Raw genomic sequence first — 15,817 nt, forward strand, 5'->3', positions numbered from 1 at the left:
GCAGGACTCAGTCGGCGAGACCGCGCAGCAGGTCGTTGACGCTGGTCTTGCTGCGGGTCTTGGCGTCCACCTGCTTGACGATCACCGCGCAGTACAGCGAGTGCGAGCCGTCCTTGGACGGTAGCTGGCCGGACACCACCACGCTGTACGGCGGCACCGAGCCGTAGCTGATTTCGCCGGTGGCGCGGTTGTACACGCGGGTGCTCTGGCCCAGGAACACGCCCATGCCGATCACGCTGTGGTGGCCGACCACGAAGCCTTCCACCACTTCCGAACGGGCGCCGATGAAGCAATGGTCTTCGATGATGGTCGGGCTGGCCTGCAGCGGCTCGAGCACGCCGCCGATGCCGGCGCCGCCGGACAGGTGGCAGTGCTTGCCGATCTGCGCGCACGAACCCACCGTGGCCCAGGTGTCCACCATGGTGCCTTCGCCGACGTAGGCGCCGATGTTGGTGAAGCTCGGCATCAGCACCACGTCCTTGCCGAAATACGTGCCGCGACGGGCAATCGCACCGGGCACCACGCGCACGCCGGCGCGGCGGAACTTGGCCTCGTCGAAACCGGCGAAGCGCGATTCCACCTTGTCCCAGAACGGTGCGGGGCGCGCATCGACCACGGCCATGTCGTTGACGCGGAAGTACAGCAGCACCGCCTTCTTCAGCCACTCGTTGACCTTCCAGCCGCCGTGGCCATCGGGCTCGGCCACGCGGAATTCACCGGTTTCCAGGCCGTCGATGACGCGCCCGACCAGCGGCTTGGTCGAGCCTTCCAGCTCATGCAGGGTCAGCGTGGCACGGCGCTCGAAGGCGCTCTCGATGCCGAACTTCAGCTCTTCCACGCCCGGCGTGGCCGGCTTGCGCAGCGACTTGCGGGCAATGGTGGCGTCGCGGCTGGCGCTGCGCTTGGCCGCGCTCTCGGCCGGGGTGGCGGCCTTGCTGGCCGGGGCCTTCTTTGCAGCGGCCTTCTTCACCGCCGGCACCTTGGCGGCGGCAACGGGCTTCTTCACGGCGGCGGGTGCGGCAGCAGTCTTCTTGGCTGCCGCGGTCTTGGCGGCAGTCTTCTTGGCGGGCTTGGTGGCCATCAGTGGGGGTCTCCGGCGTTTCGATCGGGGTCCAGGCACGCGAGCATCGCGTCGTGCAACTGCTGCCTGGCAGATTCGGTAAGGGGGTGGTCGTGCTCATCGCTGATCACGAACATGTCTTCGGCGCGCTCGCCGAAGGTGGCGATGCGCGCGTCGTGCACGCGCAGTCGCTGGTTGCGCAGCACGAACGCCACGTCGGCCAGCAGGCCGGGGCGGTCAGGGGCAATCAGGCTGAAACGGGTGCCGGGACTGCCATCGCTGCCGTCGCGGAATTCGATGCGCGGTGCAAAACGGAAATGCCGCAGCTGGCGCGGAATCACCCGGCGCGAGGGCCGCAGGCGGGTCAGGTCGCCGGCCAGCGCATCGCGCAGCGCCGCCTCCAGGCGCGGCGCGTCACCGTCGGCGAAGCTGTCGGCCGGGGTCACTTCGAAGGTATCGAAAATGGTGTCGACCGGGCCGTCCAGCACGCGCGCACGGTGAATGCCGTAGCCCTTGCGGTCCAGCGTCATCACGATCGCGGCGAACAGGCCATCGCGGTCAGGCGACTGCACGAACACTTCCAGTGCGTGGTCGTCCGGGGTGATTCGGCGCACCTTGACCAGGGTCTGGCCGGGCTTCACCGGCACCAGTGCGGCGGCCTGCCAGGCCAGCTGCTCCGGGCGCAGGCGGATGAAACTTTCGTCGGGCATCACCGCGAACTGGCGATCGATGGTGGCGTCGTCGTAGCCGCGCTCGCGCACCAGCGCGCGCACCGAATCGCGCGCTTCGGCGACGCGCTCGGCGGCCGGCATCTGGTTTTCCAGGCCGTCGCGCAGCGCGCGCCGTGCGGCGAAATACAGGTCCGCCAGCAGCCGGTCCTTCCACGCATTCCACAGCTTGGGGCTGGTGCCGGCGATGTCGGCACAGGTCAGCAGGTACAGGTAGTCCAGGCGGTCACGGCTGCCCACCAGCGTGGCGAAACGGTGGATCACCTCCGGGTCGGAGATGTCCTGCTTCTGCGCGGTCACCGACATGCGCAGGTGCTGTTCCACCAGCCACGCCACCAGTTCGGTGTCCGACGTGCTCAGCGCATGCGCCTGGCAGAACGCGCGCGCATCCACCGCGCCCAGTTCGGAGTGGTCACCGCCGCGGCCCTTGGCGATGTCATGGAACAGGCCAGCCAGCAGCAGCAGTTCGGGCTTGCGCAGGCGCGGCCACACTTCGTGGGCGATCGAGAAACGGTCGTCGGCGCGGCTGCTGGCGAACAGGCCGATGTTCCGCAGCACCATCAACGTGTGCTGATCCACGGTGTACACATGGAACAGGTCGAACTGCATGCGCCCGGACACCTGCGCGAAGGCCGGTACCCACTGGCCCAGCACGCCCAGCCGCGCCATCCGTGCCAGCGTATCGACCGCGCGCGGGCTGCGCAGCAGCGCCATGAACTGCTCGCGCGCCGCGACGCTGGCATCGGTGTAGGCCGGCAGCTCCGGCAGCGCCTCGGCCAGCGCACGCGCGGTGAGTGAATGCAGGCCGCGCACATCGGGGTTGTAGGCCCAGCTGGAGAACAGCGCGAACACCTGTTCGATGTCGCCCTGCGGCCAACGCGCGTCGTTGGCGGCCAGGTAGCCGCGGCGCAGCGAGAAGCCCACGCTGACCGGCTCGGGCACCGCTTCGCCGTCGAACTGTTCCTCGAAGCGCTGCAGCAGCCGGTCGCTGATCCGCCGCACCACGCTGGCGCTGCGGTAGAAGCCCTGCATCATTTTTTCCACGGCCAGGCTTTCAAGGTCGTCCTCGAAGCCCAGGCGCGCGGCCAGGGTTTTCTGGTAATCGAAGCGCAGGCGTTCTTCGGGGCGGTTGGCCACCAGATGCAGGCCGAAGCGCAGCCGTGCCAGCGCGCAGCGTTCGCGCTTCAGCGCGGCCGCTTCGTCAGCACCCAGGTGGCCCAACCCGACCAGCGCTTCAAGGTCGCGCACGCCGAATGCACGCAGGGCCATCCAGCCCAGCGTATTGAGATCGCGCAGGCCACCCGGGCCGTCCTTGATGTCCGGCTCCAGGTTGTCGGCGGTGTCGCCGAAGCGCTGGTGGCGGGCCAGCAACTCGTCGCGCTTGGCCAGGAAGAATTCGCGCGGCGGCCACAGGCCGTCGGTATTGACCGCCGCCTTCAGCGCGAGGCGTGCCGCCTCATCGGCGAGCAGCGGCCGCGACTCGATCAGCGCGGTCATCACGGTTTGATCCGCACTGGCCTCGATGCACTCGGCCGCCGAGCGCACCGCGTGGCTGACCGGCAGGCCGCAGTCCCAGAGCAGCGCGAACAGCCGCGCCAGGCTGGATTCGTGCTGGCGCTGGTGCCCGGGCTCGCCGAACACCAGCAGGTCGATGTCCGAGCGCGGGAACAGTTCGCCGCGTCCGTAACCGCCCACGGCAAACAGCGCCAGGCCGCTACCGGCCGGCAGGCAACGCTGCCAGGCCAGCCGGATCAGGTGGTCGGCCGCACGCGCGCGCAACGCCAGCAGGCGCTCGATGTTGTCGCCCTGGTCGAAGCGGCGGTACAGCCGCGCGTCGGTCTGCTGCAGCGATTGCCGCGCCAGCGCCGACCATTCCAGGTCGGTGACGGACGCTGCCGGCGCGTCCAGCATCGGGCTCGCCGGCAACATGTTCAGACCTGCGATTCGCCGGGCGAGAGGGTCAGCACGTCCACGCCGGTCTCGGTGACCGCGATCATGTGCTCCCACTGTGCCGACAACTTGCGGTCCTTGGTCACCACGGTCCAGCCATCGGGCAGCACCTTGTTGTAGCGGGTGCCCTCATTGATCATCGGTTCGATGGTGAAGGTCATGCCCGGCTGCAGCACCAGGCCCTGGCCCGGGCGGCCGTAATGCACCACCTGCGGCTCATCGTGGTAGACCTTGCCGATGCCGTGGCCGCAGTACTCGCGCACCACGCTGAAACGCTCGCCTTCGGCCAGGCTCTGGATGGCATGGCCGATGTCGCCCAGGGTGGCGCCCGGCTTGACCGCACGGATGCCGGCCCACATGGCCTGGTAGGTGGTGTCGACCAGGCGCTTGGCCATCGTCGACGGCGTACCGGCGTAGTACATGCGGCTGGTGTCGCCGTGCCAGCCGTCCTTGATCACGGTGACATCGATGTTGACGATGTCGCCGTCCTTGAGGACCTTGGCTTCGCTGGGAATGCCGTGGCAGATCACGTTGTTGACCGACGTGCAGACCGTCTTGGGGAAGCCACGGTAGCCGACGTTGGCCGGCGTGGCCTTCTGCACGTTGATGATGTGGTCGTGGCAGATGCGGTCCAGCTCTTCGGTCGTCACGCCGGGCTTTACATACGGGGTGACGATGTCGAGCACCTCGCTGGCCAGGCGGCCGGCGATGCGCATCAGTTCGATTTCCTCGGGGGTTTTCAGATTCACGCTCATGGCGCCCATTATCGCCGATCCGGGACCAATCTGAACGGGATCGGGTGGAACGCTGACAGCCGCGATTGGGCCTGGCCCCTAGTCAGCTAGCTGAACAAACGTGATGCGTATCGCAAAACGCGACCTTGTGCCGAAAACGGCCATTGATTGGGCCATATCTGCACGGTCCAGATACAAGGCAGACCCTATAACCGGGACAGGAAGCAGTAGCTGTCCGGCAGCATCGTGTTGTTCAGCAAGGACCGTCGTCCAAGGAGCATGCCCATGCGATTTCTCCGCACTACCGTACTCAGCCTGGCCGTTGCCAGCCTGGCCGCGCCCGCCCTGGCGGCCGATACCACCACCTTCAACGTCAAGATCATCATCACCAAGGCGTGCACCATCACCGCCGCGGCCGCCACCGACGTGGACTTCGGCTCGGCCCTGTCCACCGCTACCACCCCGTCCAACGCGCAGGGCACGATCACCGCCCAGTGTTCGGCGCTGACCCCGTATACGGTTGCCCTCAACGCAGGCGCCAATGCCGGCACCGCCAATGACGTGACCACCCGGCGCATGAAGAACACCGACGTCAGCGTGACCGCCAACAACTTCGTCGGTTACCAGCTGTACCGCGACGCCGCGCATACCGACGTGTGGGGCGCCACCACCGGCACCAACACGGCCGCCGGCATCGGCACCGGCCTGGCGCAGACGCTCAACGTCTATGGCCAGATCGCCAACCCCAGCGTCAACAACGCCGCCGCGGGCAACTACCAGGACACCATCACCGCCACCATCACCTACTGAGGGTCCGCCATGCCGATTTCCGCAGGGCGACGCCCGTGGCGGTTCGGGTACGCGGCCCTTGGCTGGCTGTGGCTGCTGATGGGGAGCGCCACCGCCGCAAGCCTGCAGGTCGCCCCTACTTCGTTGCAGCTCACACCGCGCCAGAACGCAGACGCGCTGTGGCTCACCAACAGCGGCACCGCGCCCGTCCAGGTGCAGGTGCGGGTGTTCGAGTGGCGCCAGGACAGCGGTCAGGACCAGCTTCTGCCCACCACCGAACTGCAGGTCAGCCCGCCCATGCAGGCGCTGGCCGCCGGCCAGCAGCAGCTGATCCGGGTGGTGCGCAGCGACCCCGCCCCGCCCGACGCGCAACGCGCCTACCGGGTGGTGGTGGACGAACTGCCCAGCGCAGTGCCACAGGGCACCGGCATGCAGTTCGTGCTGCGCTATTCGATGCCGGTGTTCATCCAGCCCGCGGGCGAGGCCCCGCTCAAACATGCGCTGCAGGCCCGCCTGCTGCGGCTTGATGACGGGCGGCCGGCCCTGGAGGTGCACAACAGCGGCAACAGCTATGCGCAACTGGCCGATATCGGCCTGGGCAGTGCGGATCGCCCGCAGATCGTGCACCCCGGCCTGCTCGGCTATGTCCTGGGCGGACAGACCATGCGCTGGCCGCTGGATGTTCCGGCGGCCCGCCTGGCAGGCGCCACGTTCTCGGCGAAGATCAATGGCGAGTCGGCCCAGACGCCGCTGCCCGTCGCGCCTGCGGCTCGCTGAGGCCTGCATGCGGATGCTGCTCACCGCGACGCTGGCACCGGGCGCGGCGATGGCGGCCGACGCCGACATCGGCGTGTCCGGCGAGGCCCTGCTGCCGCCGCCGACACCGCTGACCGCCGCGCAGACGCTGTACCTGGAGGTGACCCTCAACCAGGCGCCGCGCGGGCTGCTGCCCTTCACCGAGCTGCAGGGCCGGTTGATGGCCTCGCCCGCGACCCTGCGCCAACTGGGCTTTTTGGCGCGGGGCGAGGAACCGGTCGCGCTGGACCTGCTCAGCGGCGTCGTGGTGCGCTACGACGCGAGCCTGCAGACACTGGCCCTGGACGTGCCGCTGGAGCAGCTGTCGTTGCCGACCACACGGCTGGAGCGCCCGGCCGAAACCGCACCGGCAGCGGCGGCATCGCCCGGCGCGCTGCTCAACTACGACGTGTACGGCAGCCACACCGAAGGCGGCGGCAACCTCGCCCTGACCACCGAACTGCGCCTGTTCGGGCTGGGGCGCGGCGTGTTCGAATCCAGTGCGCTGCTGCGCACCTATCAGGATCCGGAGGACCGCCAGTGGCGGGGTGAAAGTGTGCGCCTGGATACCGCGTGGCGACTGGATTTCCCCGATTCGGCCGTCACCCTCACGGTGGGCGACTTCTATAGCGGCTTCGTCGACTGGAGCCGACCGGTGCGCATGGGCGGCGTGCAGATCGGCCGCAACTACGGCCTGCAGCCCTATCGGGTGCTGACCCCCACCCCGACCTTCCTCGGCGAGGCGGTGGTGCCTTCCAACGTGGAGCTGTACGTGGACGGCCTGCGCCAGTACAACGGCGAGGTGCCGGTCGGACCGTTCCAGCTGGCCGCGCAACCGGGCATCAGCGGCACCGGCAACGCCCAGGTGGTGATCACCGATGCGTTCGGGCGCATGCAGACGCTGGACTTCGCGTTCTACGGCGCCCAGCAACTGCTGGCCAAGGGGTTGTCGGACTGGTCGGCCGGCGTGGGCCGGATGCGCCGCGATTACGGCATCCGTTCGTTCGGCTACGAATCACCGGTGATCGGCAGCGCGACCTGGCGCCACGGCGCCAGCGACAGCTTCACCGCCGAGGCGCACCTGGAAGGCGGCGGCGGAGTGTTCAATGGCGGGGCCGGTGGCTGGTGGCTGTTGGGTGGTGCCGGCGTGCTCAACGCCGCCTACGCGCACAGCCGCATGGACGGTCTGCAGGGCGGCCAGTATTCGCTGGGGTACAGCTGGAACAACCGCCGCTTCAACCTCAACCTCCTCACCCGGCGTACCCATGGCGACTACCGCGACCTGGGCGCGCTGCAGGACACCTTACCGCCCGACATCAGCGAGCAGGCCACCGTCGGCATCAACCTGGATCGCGCCGGCTCACTCAGCGCCAGCTACCTGCGGCTGCGCTATCCCGACGGCGATGACAACCGCTACGCCAGCCTGTTCTGGTCGCGCAGCTTCGGCGAGCGCTGGTCGGCCTACCTGTCGTTCAACCAGAATCTGTCCGACAGCGACGATCGCAGCGCCTACCTGTCGGTATCGGCCGCGCTCGGCCGCAACCGCCAGAGCAGCGTGTCGGCGCAGCGCAATGGCGAACGCATGACCTACGTGGCCGACGTCTCCCAACCGGTGCCGGGCGATGGCAGCCAGGGCGGATATGGCTGGCGCGTGCAGGCGCGCGGTGGCGATGACGGCGCCGGCGGGCTGGCCGAACTGGGCTGGCTCAACCGGGTGGGCCGCTACGCGCTGGGCTATTCGCGGCAGGGCGATTTCGATTACGGCTATGCCAACGCCAGCGGCAGCCTGGTGTGGATGGGCGGGCACCTGTTCGCCGCGCGCGAGGTGACCGATGCGTTCGCGCTGGTCTCCACCGACGGCCATCCCGGCATCCCGGTGCGGCTGGAAAACCGCCTGATCGGCAGCACCGACCGCAACGGCCTGCTGCTGGTGACCTCGCTGCTGTCCTGGCAGCGCAACCGGCTCTCGATCGACACCCTGGACCTGCCCGCGGACATGCGCGCCGACCGCGTGGATGCCTGGGTCACCCCGCGCCAGAGCGCCGGGCTGGGCGTGGACTTCGGCCTGCGCCGCACCCTGGCCTGGAGCGTGGTGCTGCAGGATGCCGCCGGCCTGCCGCTGCCGGTGGGCAGCACCCTGCTGCTGCCCGGCGGGCGTACCGCCACGGTGGGCTACGACGGTGAAACCTACCTGGAAGACGTGGCGTTGCCGGCCGACCTGCAGGTACAACTGCCGGACGGCCGCTGCAGCGTACGGCTGGCCCCGGCCGTGGCCCCCACCTCGCCCGGCACCACACGGATCGGCCCGCTGCGATGCCTGCCGGCCGCGGCGCCGGTGCCATGAACGCCGTGCGGTTGATCGCCCTGCTGCTGGTACTGGTCCTGGCCTGCCATACCGCCCCGGTGCGTGCCGCCACCACCTGCACGGCCACCGCGCCGACCGCACTGGCATTCGGCACCATCACCAACGGTGCCGCCACCGCGACCAACGCCATGACCAGCTTCACCATCACCTGCACCACCGCCGCACTGAGCGTACTCGGCAGCGCCAGCGTGCGCGCCTGCCTGAAGATCGGCACCGGCAGTACCGGCAGCACCCTGCTGCCGACCCGCAGCATGACCAACGCCAGCGCCGACCCGATGGCCTTCCAGCTGTACACCAATGCGGGGCGCACCACGGTATGGGGCACGGTACCCGGCGGGACGCCGCCCGCGGCGGTGGTCACGCTCAGCTACGGCGTGCCCCTGCTTACCGGCGGCAGCGGCGCCCAGACCGTCACCGTGTACGGGCAGGTGCCCGCCGCGCAAGTGCTGTCGGCCGGCAGCTTCGCCAGCAGCTTCACCGCCGCCAACGTCAGCCTGGAATACGCCTACAACGAGAGCGTCATCGGTACCGCGCAGCAGCCGGCGCTGTGCACCACGGCCAGTGGCGTCAGCGGCCACAAGACCGCCGACAGCGCCTTCCCGTTCACCGTCAGCGCCAACGTGCTGCCCCAGTGCAGCACCTACGTCACCACCGACATGGATTTCGGCAGCAATGCCGGGGCGATCACCGCCAACCTGGACCGCACCTCCACCATCGGCCTGACCTGCATCAACCGCACCGCCTACAGCATCGGCCTGGACAACGGGCAGAGCGCGCAGGGCACCACCCGGCGCATGCGCTTTACCGCGCCGAACAGCAGCGTCTATTACATTCCCTACGAGCTGTACCGCGACCCGGCCCGCTCGCAGCGCTGGGGCAACACGCTCAACACCGACACCCAGTCCGGCACCGGCAACGGCGCGGCGCAGACGCTCACGGTGTACGGACGGGCCCCGCCCACCAGTGGCGCGATTCCGGCCCAGGGCAGCTATAACGATGTGATAACCGTCACCATTACTTATTGAACTAGTCGACAGATCTACTCAAGCGGCTGCGTTCCCGGCCGTTAACGGTCGCATCCCCCGTCGTGCGATGTTCGATGCCCCCGCGATCATCTTCTTTCGTCCTGGCCAGCCTGCTGGCCGTCTGTGCCGCCGTATCGCCCGCCACCGCCCGCCCCGTCGCGGGCGGCAGCGCCGGTCTGCGGATCGGGGTGCGGATCGTCGCCGACTGCAGCCACCCCGGCACGCCCCGCGAACCGGCCTGCCGACCCGCACAGCAGCGTAGCGACGGTCGCCAGCCCGTTCCCGCCCAGGTGACGGCCCTGAGCCCGGCCAACGGCGCATCGCCTCCCGGGCAGCCGCCCGTGGTCACGGTCACCTACTGATGCGGCAGGCCGCGGCGCTCGTGCTCGGCGCGCTGGCGGCGCTGCCCGTGCATGCCCTGGAGATCAGCCCGGTCCGCGTGTCGGTGCCGGCCGGTCCGGCCCACGCCGAGCTGTGGCTGGCCAACCCGGACGGCGCCGCCTGGTCCGGCCAGGCGCGGCTGTACCGTTGGGAACAGGCGGGCGACCAGGAACAGCTGGTGCCGGCCGCGGACCTGGCGGTAAGCCCGGCCCGGCTGGAGATCGCGCCGGGCCAGCGCCAGCGGGTCCGCGTGGTCCGCCTCGGCGCCGTGCCCGACGCCGTCCAGCACGGCTACCGGCTGGTCATCAGCCCGGACCCGGGCGCCGGCGTTGCACGGTACTCGCTGCCGGTGTTCGTGGAGCCCGACCGGCCGGGGGTGCCGCTGCCACGGCTGCAGGTCGGCACCGATGGCAGCCTCTCGGCGCCGCGCCTGCGTCTCTATAATGACGGCGACGGCCATGCCCACCTGGCAGATCTCGTGTTCGTGGACGCCCACGGGCGTCGCCACCCGCTGATCGAGGGCCTGGCCGGCTATGTGCTGCCGCGCAGTGCCCGCAGCTGGGACCTGCCGCCGCGGCCGGATGGCTACGCCGGCGGCCAGTTCCGGGCCCGGCTCAACGAGGCCGCCGACGCCCCACTTCCCACCGCGATTGCGCCTGCCCCCGGCAGCGGGCTATAATCGACCGGATCCCTGCCGCCTTGGCGCGGGAATACGTCAACACCGGACGTCACCGGTGAATTCACACCTGCCGCCCCTATCCGTGCCGGGGTGCTCCGCAAGGAGTTCGGTCACGGAAGCGACAGGGAAGCCAAACCCCGGAACCATCCGCCTCGCGGCGGACCGCCCTCTATTACCCGTGGCGGCCGGTTCCCTATCAGGAGTTACTGCAATGCCTCAGGTCACCATGCGTCAGATGCTGGAAGCCGGCGTCCACTTCGGCCACCAGACCCGTTACTGGAACCCCAAGATGGGCCAGTACATCTTCGGCGCCCGCGGCAAGATCCACATCATCAACCTGGAAAAGACCGTTCCGCTCTTCAATGACGCGATGAACTTCATTTCCAGCGTTGCGCAGAAGCGCGGCACCATCCTGTTCCTGGGCACCAAGCGCAGCGCCCGCGAGTCGATCCGTGAAGAAGCCGAGCGTTGCGGCATGCCCTTCATGAACCAGCGTTGGCTGGGCGGCACCCTGACCAACTTCCGTACCGTGAAGCAGTCGGTTGCCCGCCTGAAGGAACTGGAAGCCGGCGAAACCGACGGCAGCTTCGAGAAGCTGGTCAAGCACGAAGTGCTGGGCCTGCGTCGCGAGCGCGACAAGCTGGAAGCCTCGCTGGGCGGCATCAAGGACATGAACCGTCTGCCCGACGCGATCTTCGTCATCGATATCGGCCACGAAGACATCGCCATCAAGGAAGCCAAGAAGCTCGGCATCCCGGTGATCGCCGTGGTTGATACCAACTACAACCCGGAACTGGTCGACTACGCGATCCCGGGCAACGACGACGCCATCCGTGCCGTGCAGCTGTACGCCCGCGCCGCTGCCGACGCCGTGCTGGAAGGCAAGGCTGCTGCGCCGCACGCTGCCACCGTCCGCGAAGAAGAGTTCAGCGAAGCCGCTGCTGGCGAAGAAGCCAAGCCGGCCCGCCGCGCTCCGGCCAAGAAGGCTGCTGCCGCTCCGGCTGCTCCGGCCGCTGAAGCCCCGGCTGCCGACGCTCCGGCGGCTGGCGAAGCCCAGGCCTGATCCAGGCCCACGGTGGGCGCCACGCGCCCACCGTTCCTGTCCGCTGCCGATGGCGCGACGACAGGACACTGTCACACGGGCCGGCCACCATGCCGGCCCAACCCCTTTCTTTCGTGAGGAAATCCCGTGGAAATCACTGCTTCCCTGGTCAAGGAACTGCGCGAGCGCACTGGCGCCGGCATGATGGAGTGCAAGAAGGCACTCGTCGAAAACGGCGGCAACATCGACGCCTCGGCCGAATGGCTGCGCAAGTCCGGCCTGGCCAAGGCCGACAAGAAGGCTGACCGCGTGGCTGCCGAAGGCATCATCGTGGCTGCACAGGACGGCAACAAGGCCGTGCTGGTGGAAGTCAACTCGGAAACCGACTTCGTCGCCAAGGACAGCAACTTCCTGGACTTCACCAAGGCTGTCGGCGCTACCGCGCTGAGCTCCGGTGCTGCCGACATCGACGCACTGAAGGCCGCCAAGCTGCCGACCGGTGAGACGATCGAAGAAGCCCGCGCCGCGGTGATTGCCAAGGTCGGCGAGAAGGTCGACGTGCGTCGCATCGTGCGTCTGGAATCGACCAACAACGTTGCTGCCTACGTGCACGGCGGCCGCATCGGCGTGCTGGTTGAACTGGCCGGCGGCGACGCCGAGCTGGCCCGTGGCCTGGCCATGCACGTGGCTGCGATGAACCCGCCGCACAACAAGGCGGCCGATGTGCCGGCCGAGTTCGTTGCGAAGGAAAAGGAAATCGAGCTGGCCAAGATGACCGACAAGGACAAGTCCAAGCCGGCCGACATCCTGGAAAAGATCATCAGCGGCAAGATCGCCAAGATCGTGAACGAAGTGACGCTGTACGGCCAGCCGTACGTGCTGGACACCAACCAGTCGGTCGAGCAGGTGCTGAAGGCAGCCGGCGCGGACGTGGTGGGCTTCAAGCGTCTGGCCGTTGGCGAAGGCATCGAGAAGGTGGTGGAAGACTACGCCGCCGAAGTGATGAAGCAGGCCGGTCTGGCCTGATCCATCACGCTGTCACTTCGGTGATGGCGGGTTGATCTGCTTCTACGAAAAAACCCGGCTTCGGTCGGGTTTTTTTGTGGGTGTTGTTTTTTTTCGAAGCGTGAAGCGCAGAGCTTCAGAGCGCAAAGCTGGTTTCCTTGCTGGTTGCGTTTACGTGCGGGCTGGCAGGCTTACCCCCTGCCGGGACACGCCGTGAACCCATCCCTGGGGGCTCGTGGGCGCCATCCATGGCGCCCAACGGTCCCGGCAGGGGGTAAGCCTGCCAGCCCCGACGTTGTTTCGCTAACGGATGGATGGGGAACAGCGGGGCTGTGTTTTTGCTGTTGATTGGGGCGTGACGGGTGCGGTTGGTTTGTTTGGATGGGTTGGATGGTTTTTTATTTGGGGTGCGTATTGGGTGGTTTGGAGCAGCCGACCAACGGTCGGCTCTACCCCCATATCTCAATGAATCCACCACCCAATATCCCCACCCACCCCGCCGGCCAATGGCCGGCCACGAACCAACCAACAACCAACCAATCACTCGCCAGCCACCAACCCGCAGCAAACCGATAGCCCACTGGCCACCGGCTACTGCCCTCCCAACCGCACCCGCACCGACCCAGCCCACAGCACCGCGGCGCCGCAGTTGACGTTGCAGTTGACGTTGCAGTTGACGTTGACGTCAGCTGTCGCCGTAAAAAGCCGCGCGCCAGCGCACATCAAACCACCCCTTACCCCTTGGACTGGAACGACACTTCCTCGTACGGCTGCACCACCACCCAGCCCTCGCCGGCAAAGCGCATCTGCAGGCTCTCGCCCGACCCGCGCCCCACCAGCATGCCCAACGAAATGTCCGCCACGATCTCCGGCACCAGCGACCCCGACCAGGCCACCGTCGCGTTCGGATCGGTGAACACCGGACCCGTCTGCGCGTTCACCGGCAGCGTCATCGGCTCGTAGTGCGACGTCATCGCCACGATCCCGTGCCCGCTCAACTGAATGTTGAACAGACCGCCCGACAGCATCCCCGCCACCTTCTTCATCATCGTGATCTTCGACGCGATCCCCGTCTCGAAGGCCAGCACATCATTGCCGTTCACGAAAATCGACTCCCCCGCCAGCCGCAGCAACGTCACCTGCTTGCCCGCGTCAGCCAGGTACACCCGCCCCTGGCCCTCCACCTTCATCAACTGCAGACCCTCGCCGGTCACCATCTTCTTCAGCAGCGTGCCCAGCCCCTGCTCCAGCAGCCCCTGCCGGGTGAACTTCACCCCGCCCTTGCGCGCCACCATCGAACCCGCCTTCGCCCACACCATCCCGTCCACCCGGACTTCCAGCATGTGCGGGCTTTCCAGCTCGAACGCATCCGCGCTGACATCCTTCTCCTGGGTGGTGGACAAAAACTCCTGCAACGTCTTTACGGCCATGTCGTGCGTCATCCATGCAAAGGGAGCACGAATGGTAACGCCCCTCCCCCTGCGCCGGGGAATGTGTTACCAAGGGCGCGATGATCCCGCCCGCCGCGATCTGCCCGTTGGTTTTGCAGTACGTGGCGCATCGGCAAACGCCGTGCCGACGCCAACCGACCCGCCAACGCAAGCATCAACGCCAAAATCTGTGACGCACTCCATGTATTCTTGCCTCAACACACCATCAGTCATGCCATGCCTCCCGAGCTGACAGCCGCCCTGGCGCTCTGCCGCAACCTGCCCTCGCCGCCCGGTATTGCCCTGCGCATCATCGAACTGGCCCAGGACCCGGAAGCGGACATCACCACCGCCGCCGACATCATCGCCATCGACATGGCGCTGAGCGCGCGCATGCTGCGCATTGCCAACTCGCCGCTGTATGCCAGCCGCCGCCGCATCGAAAACCTCGGCCAGGCGCTGACCATGCTGGGCTTGAATGCCACCGTCAGCCTCGCCCTCGGCTTCACCGTCACCCAGGGCCTCACCGCGCCCGGCGACGGCCAGGACCTGCGCGAACGTGCGTGGCGGCGCAGCATTCTCAGCGCCCTCGCCGCCAGCCTGCTGGGCCAGGCCCGCGGCCTGCGCAAGGCCGAAGAACTGATGCTGGCCGGCCTGCTGCAGGACCTGGGCATCCTGGTGCTCGCCCAGGCCCAGCCGGACACGTACCTGCCGCTGCTGCGCCAGGCCGCCGACAACGACGCGCTGGTCGCACTGGAACGCGAACACCTGCAGTGCACCCATGCCGAGGTCGGCGCCCTGATGGCCGAGCAGTGGGACCTGCCGCGCTACCTGGTGGACAGCATCGCCCGCAGCGAATCGCCGGCCGACGCCGAAGACAACTTCCAGACCTGCGTGGCCCTGTCCGGCGCCGTGGCCGACATCTGGCTCAGCGCCGATGCCGATGCCGCCCGCGAACACGCACTGCAGCTGGTCAACGAGCGGCTGCAGCTGGACAGCGCCCAGTTCGACCAGGTGCTGGCCCGCATCAGCGACGCCCTGCCCGATATCAGCGCCCTGTTCGAGACCTCGCTGCTGTCGCCCTCGCGCGTGCAGCAGCTGATCGACCACGCCCAGGAGCTGGCGACCCTGCGCAACCTGCGCGAAATGCAGGATGCCGCCCAGGCCCGCCAGCGCGCTGACGAGTTCGAAGCGCGCGCCAACCGGTTGGCCGAACAGGCCCACCGCGACGCACTGACCGGCGTACTCAACCGGCGCCAGCTGGAGGCGGTGCTGGAACAGGAATTCCTGCGCGCCACCCGCCACGGCTGGCCGCTGTCGGTGGCGTTCATCGACCTGGATGACTTCAAGAAGATCAACGACGCCCACGGCCACCTGATGGGCGACCAGGTACTGCGCGTGTTCGCCGGCAAGCTGCAGGAGCAGCTGCGCACCAGCGATACCGTGGCCCGCTTCGGCGGCGAGGAGTTCATCGCCCTGCTGCCCAACACCACCGAACTGGTTGCACTGGAGGTGGTCCGCCGGGTGCTGGCCAACATCGTCAATACGCCGATGGCCGAGGTGCCCGACGGCCCCCTGTTCGTGACCTTCTCGGCCGGTGTCGCCACCCAGGGCGGCTACGAGCGTTTCGCCGATGTTCAGGACCTGCTGAAGGCCGCCGACGACGTGCTTTACCGCTCCAAGAACCTGGGTCGCAACCGTGTCATCGCACGTTCTCCGGGAACGGCGCCGGCGTGAACCGGACGCCCCTTCCCGCAGGGGACGGGACCCGGGCCTGCGCCGCAGCGCAGCAAAATAAACGCGCGGTCAGACCCGGCTTCCAGTAGAATTCCCG

Annotated in this window: 12 protein-coding genes; 8 read left to right on the top strand and 4 right to left on the bottom strand. The window is 68.0% G+C overall.

Going from position 1 to position 15,817, the window contains the following annotated elements; translation table 11 throughout:
• Positions 1-7 precede the first annotated feature (7 nt).
• Genes dapD through map form a run of 3 tightly spaced genes read right to left on the bottom strand, consistent with a single transcriptional unit; the run spans position 8 to position 4,493 of the window.
• Complete coding sequence (dapD, locus tag AC1DCJ_RS02515) at positions 8-1,081, bottom strand: 2,3,4,5-tetrahydropyridine-2,6-dicarboxylate N-succinyltransferase (RefSeq protein WP_137189005.1); 1,074 nt, start codon at positions 1,079-1,081, stop codon at positions 8-10.
• On the bottom strand, positions 1,081-3,699 hold the full coding sequence (locus tag AC1DCJ_RS02520) for a [protein-PII] uridylyltransferase (RefSeq protein WP_448136851.1): 2,619 nt from the start codon (positions 3,697-3,699) through the stop codon (positions 1,081-1,083). The genes dapD and AC1DCJ_RS02520 overlap by 1 nt, the downstream gene beginning before the upstream one ends.
• A gap of 20 nt (positions 3,700-3,719) precedes the next feature.
• On the bottom strand, positions 3,720-4,493 hold the full coding sequence (map, locus tag AC1DCJ_RS02525; protein ID WP_241658856.1) for a type I methionyl aminopeptidase: 774 nt from the start codon (positions 4,491-4,493) through the stop codon (positions 3,720-3,722).
• 264 nt (positions 4,494-4,757) lie between these two features.
• On the opposite strand from map, the gene AC1DCJ_RS02530 reads away from it, so the two are divergent.
• From AC1DCJ_RS02530 to tsf, 7 genes are all read left to right on the top strand, one after another.
• Entirely contained in the window at positions 4,758-5,282 is a 525-nt protein-coding gene (locus tag AC1DCJ_RS02530; protein ID WP_478070002.1) for a Csu type fimbrial protein, read from the top strand.
• Between the two features lie 9 nt (positions 5,283-5,291).
• On the top strand, positions 5,292-6,038 hold the full coding sequence (locus tag AC1DCJ_RS02535) for a fimbrial biogenesis chaperone (RefSeq protein WP_141058800.1): 747 nt from the start codon (positions 5,292-5,294) through the stop codon (positions 6,036-6,038).
• Between the two features lie 7 nt (positions 6,039-6,045).
• Positions 6,046-8,400, top strand: a complete 2,355-nt coding sequence (locus AC1DCJ_RS02540; RefSeq protein WP_478070003.1) for a fimbria/pilus outer membrane usher protein — start codon at positions 6,046-6,048, stop codon at positions 8,398-8,400.
• Positions 8,370-9,446 (top strand): Csu type fimbrial protein, encoded by a 1,077-nt coding sequence (locus tag AC1DCJ_RS02545; RefSeq protein ID WP_478070004.1) that lies wholly within the window; start codon positions 8,370-8,372, stop codon positions 9,444-9,446. The genes AC1DCJ_RS02540 and AC1DCJ_RS02545 overlap by 31 nt, the downstream gene beginning before the upstream one ends.
• A gap of 361 nt (positions 9,447-9,807) precedes the next feature.
• Positions 9,808-10,506 carry a fimbrial biogenesis chaperone gene (locus AC1DCJ_RS02550; protein WP_478070005.1) on the top strand — a complete coding sequence of 233 codons (699 nt, stop codon included), beginning with the start codon at positions 9,808-9,810 and terminating at the stop codon, positions 10,504-10,506.
• 211 nt (positions 10,507-10,717) lie between these two features.
• Positions 10,718-11,569, top strand: a complete 852-nt coding sequence (gene rpsB, locus AC1DCJ_RS02555) for a 30S ribosomal protein S2 (protein WP_137188999.1) — start codon at positions 10,718-10,720, stop codon at positions 11,567-11,569.
• A gap of 126 nt (positions 11,570-11,695) precedes the next feature.
• On the top strand, positions 11,696-12,574 hold the full coding sequence (tsf, locus tag AC1DCJ_RS02560) for a translation elongation factor Ts (protein WP_038689454.1): 879 nt from the start codon (positions 11,696-11,698) through the stop codon (positions 12,572-12,574).
• A 713-nt stretch (positions 12,575-13,287) separates the two neighbouring features.
• Here tsf and AC1DCJ_RS02565 read toward each other — a convergent pair.
• On the bottom strand, positions 13,288-13,983 hold the full coding sequence (locus AC1DCJ_RS02565) for an AIM24 family protein (RefSeq protein ID WP_478070006.1): 696 nt from the start codon (positions 13,981-13,983) through the stop codon (positions 13,288-13,290).
• Between the two features lie 237 nt (positions 13,984-14,220).
• Between AC1DCJ_RS02565 and AC1DCJ_RS02570 the strand changes: the two genes are divergently transcribed.
• The gene (locus tag AC1DCJ_RS02570; protein ID WP_313246273.1) at positions 14,221-15,720 is read left to right on the top strand and encodes a GGDEF domain-containing protein; all 1,500 of its coding nucleotides are present in this window, start codon (positions 14,221-14,223) and stop codon (positions 15,718-15,720) included.
• Positions 15,721-15,817: the final 97 nt, after the last annotated feature.

The sequence above is a fragment of the Stenotrophomonas sp. 10N36 genome (assembly GCF_056395005.1).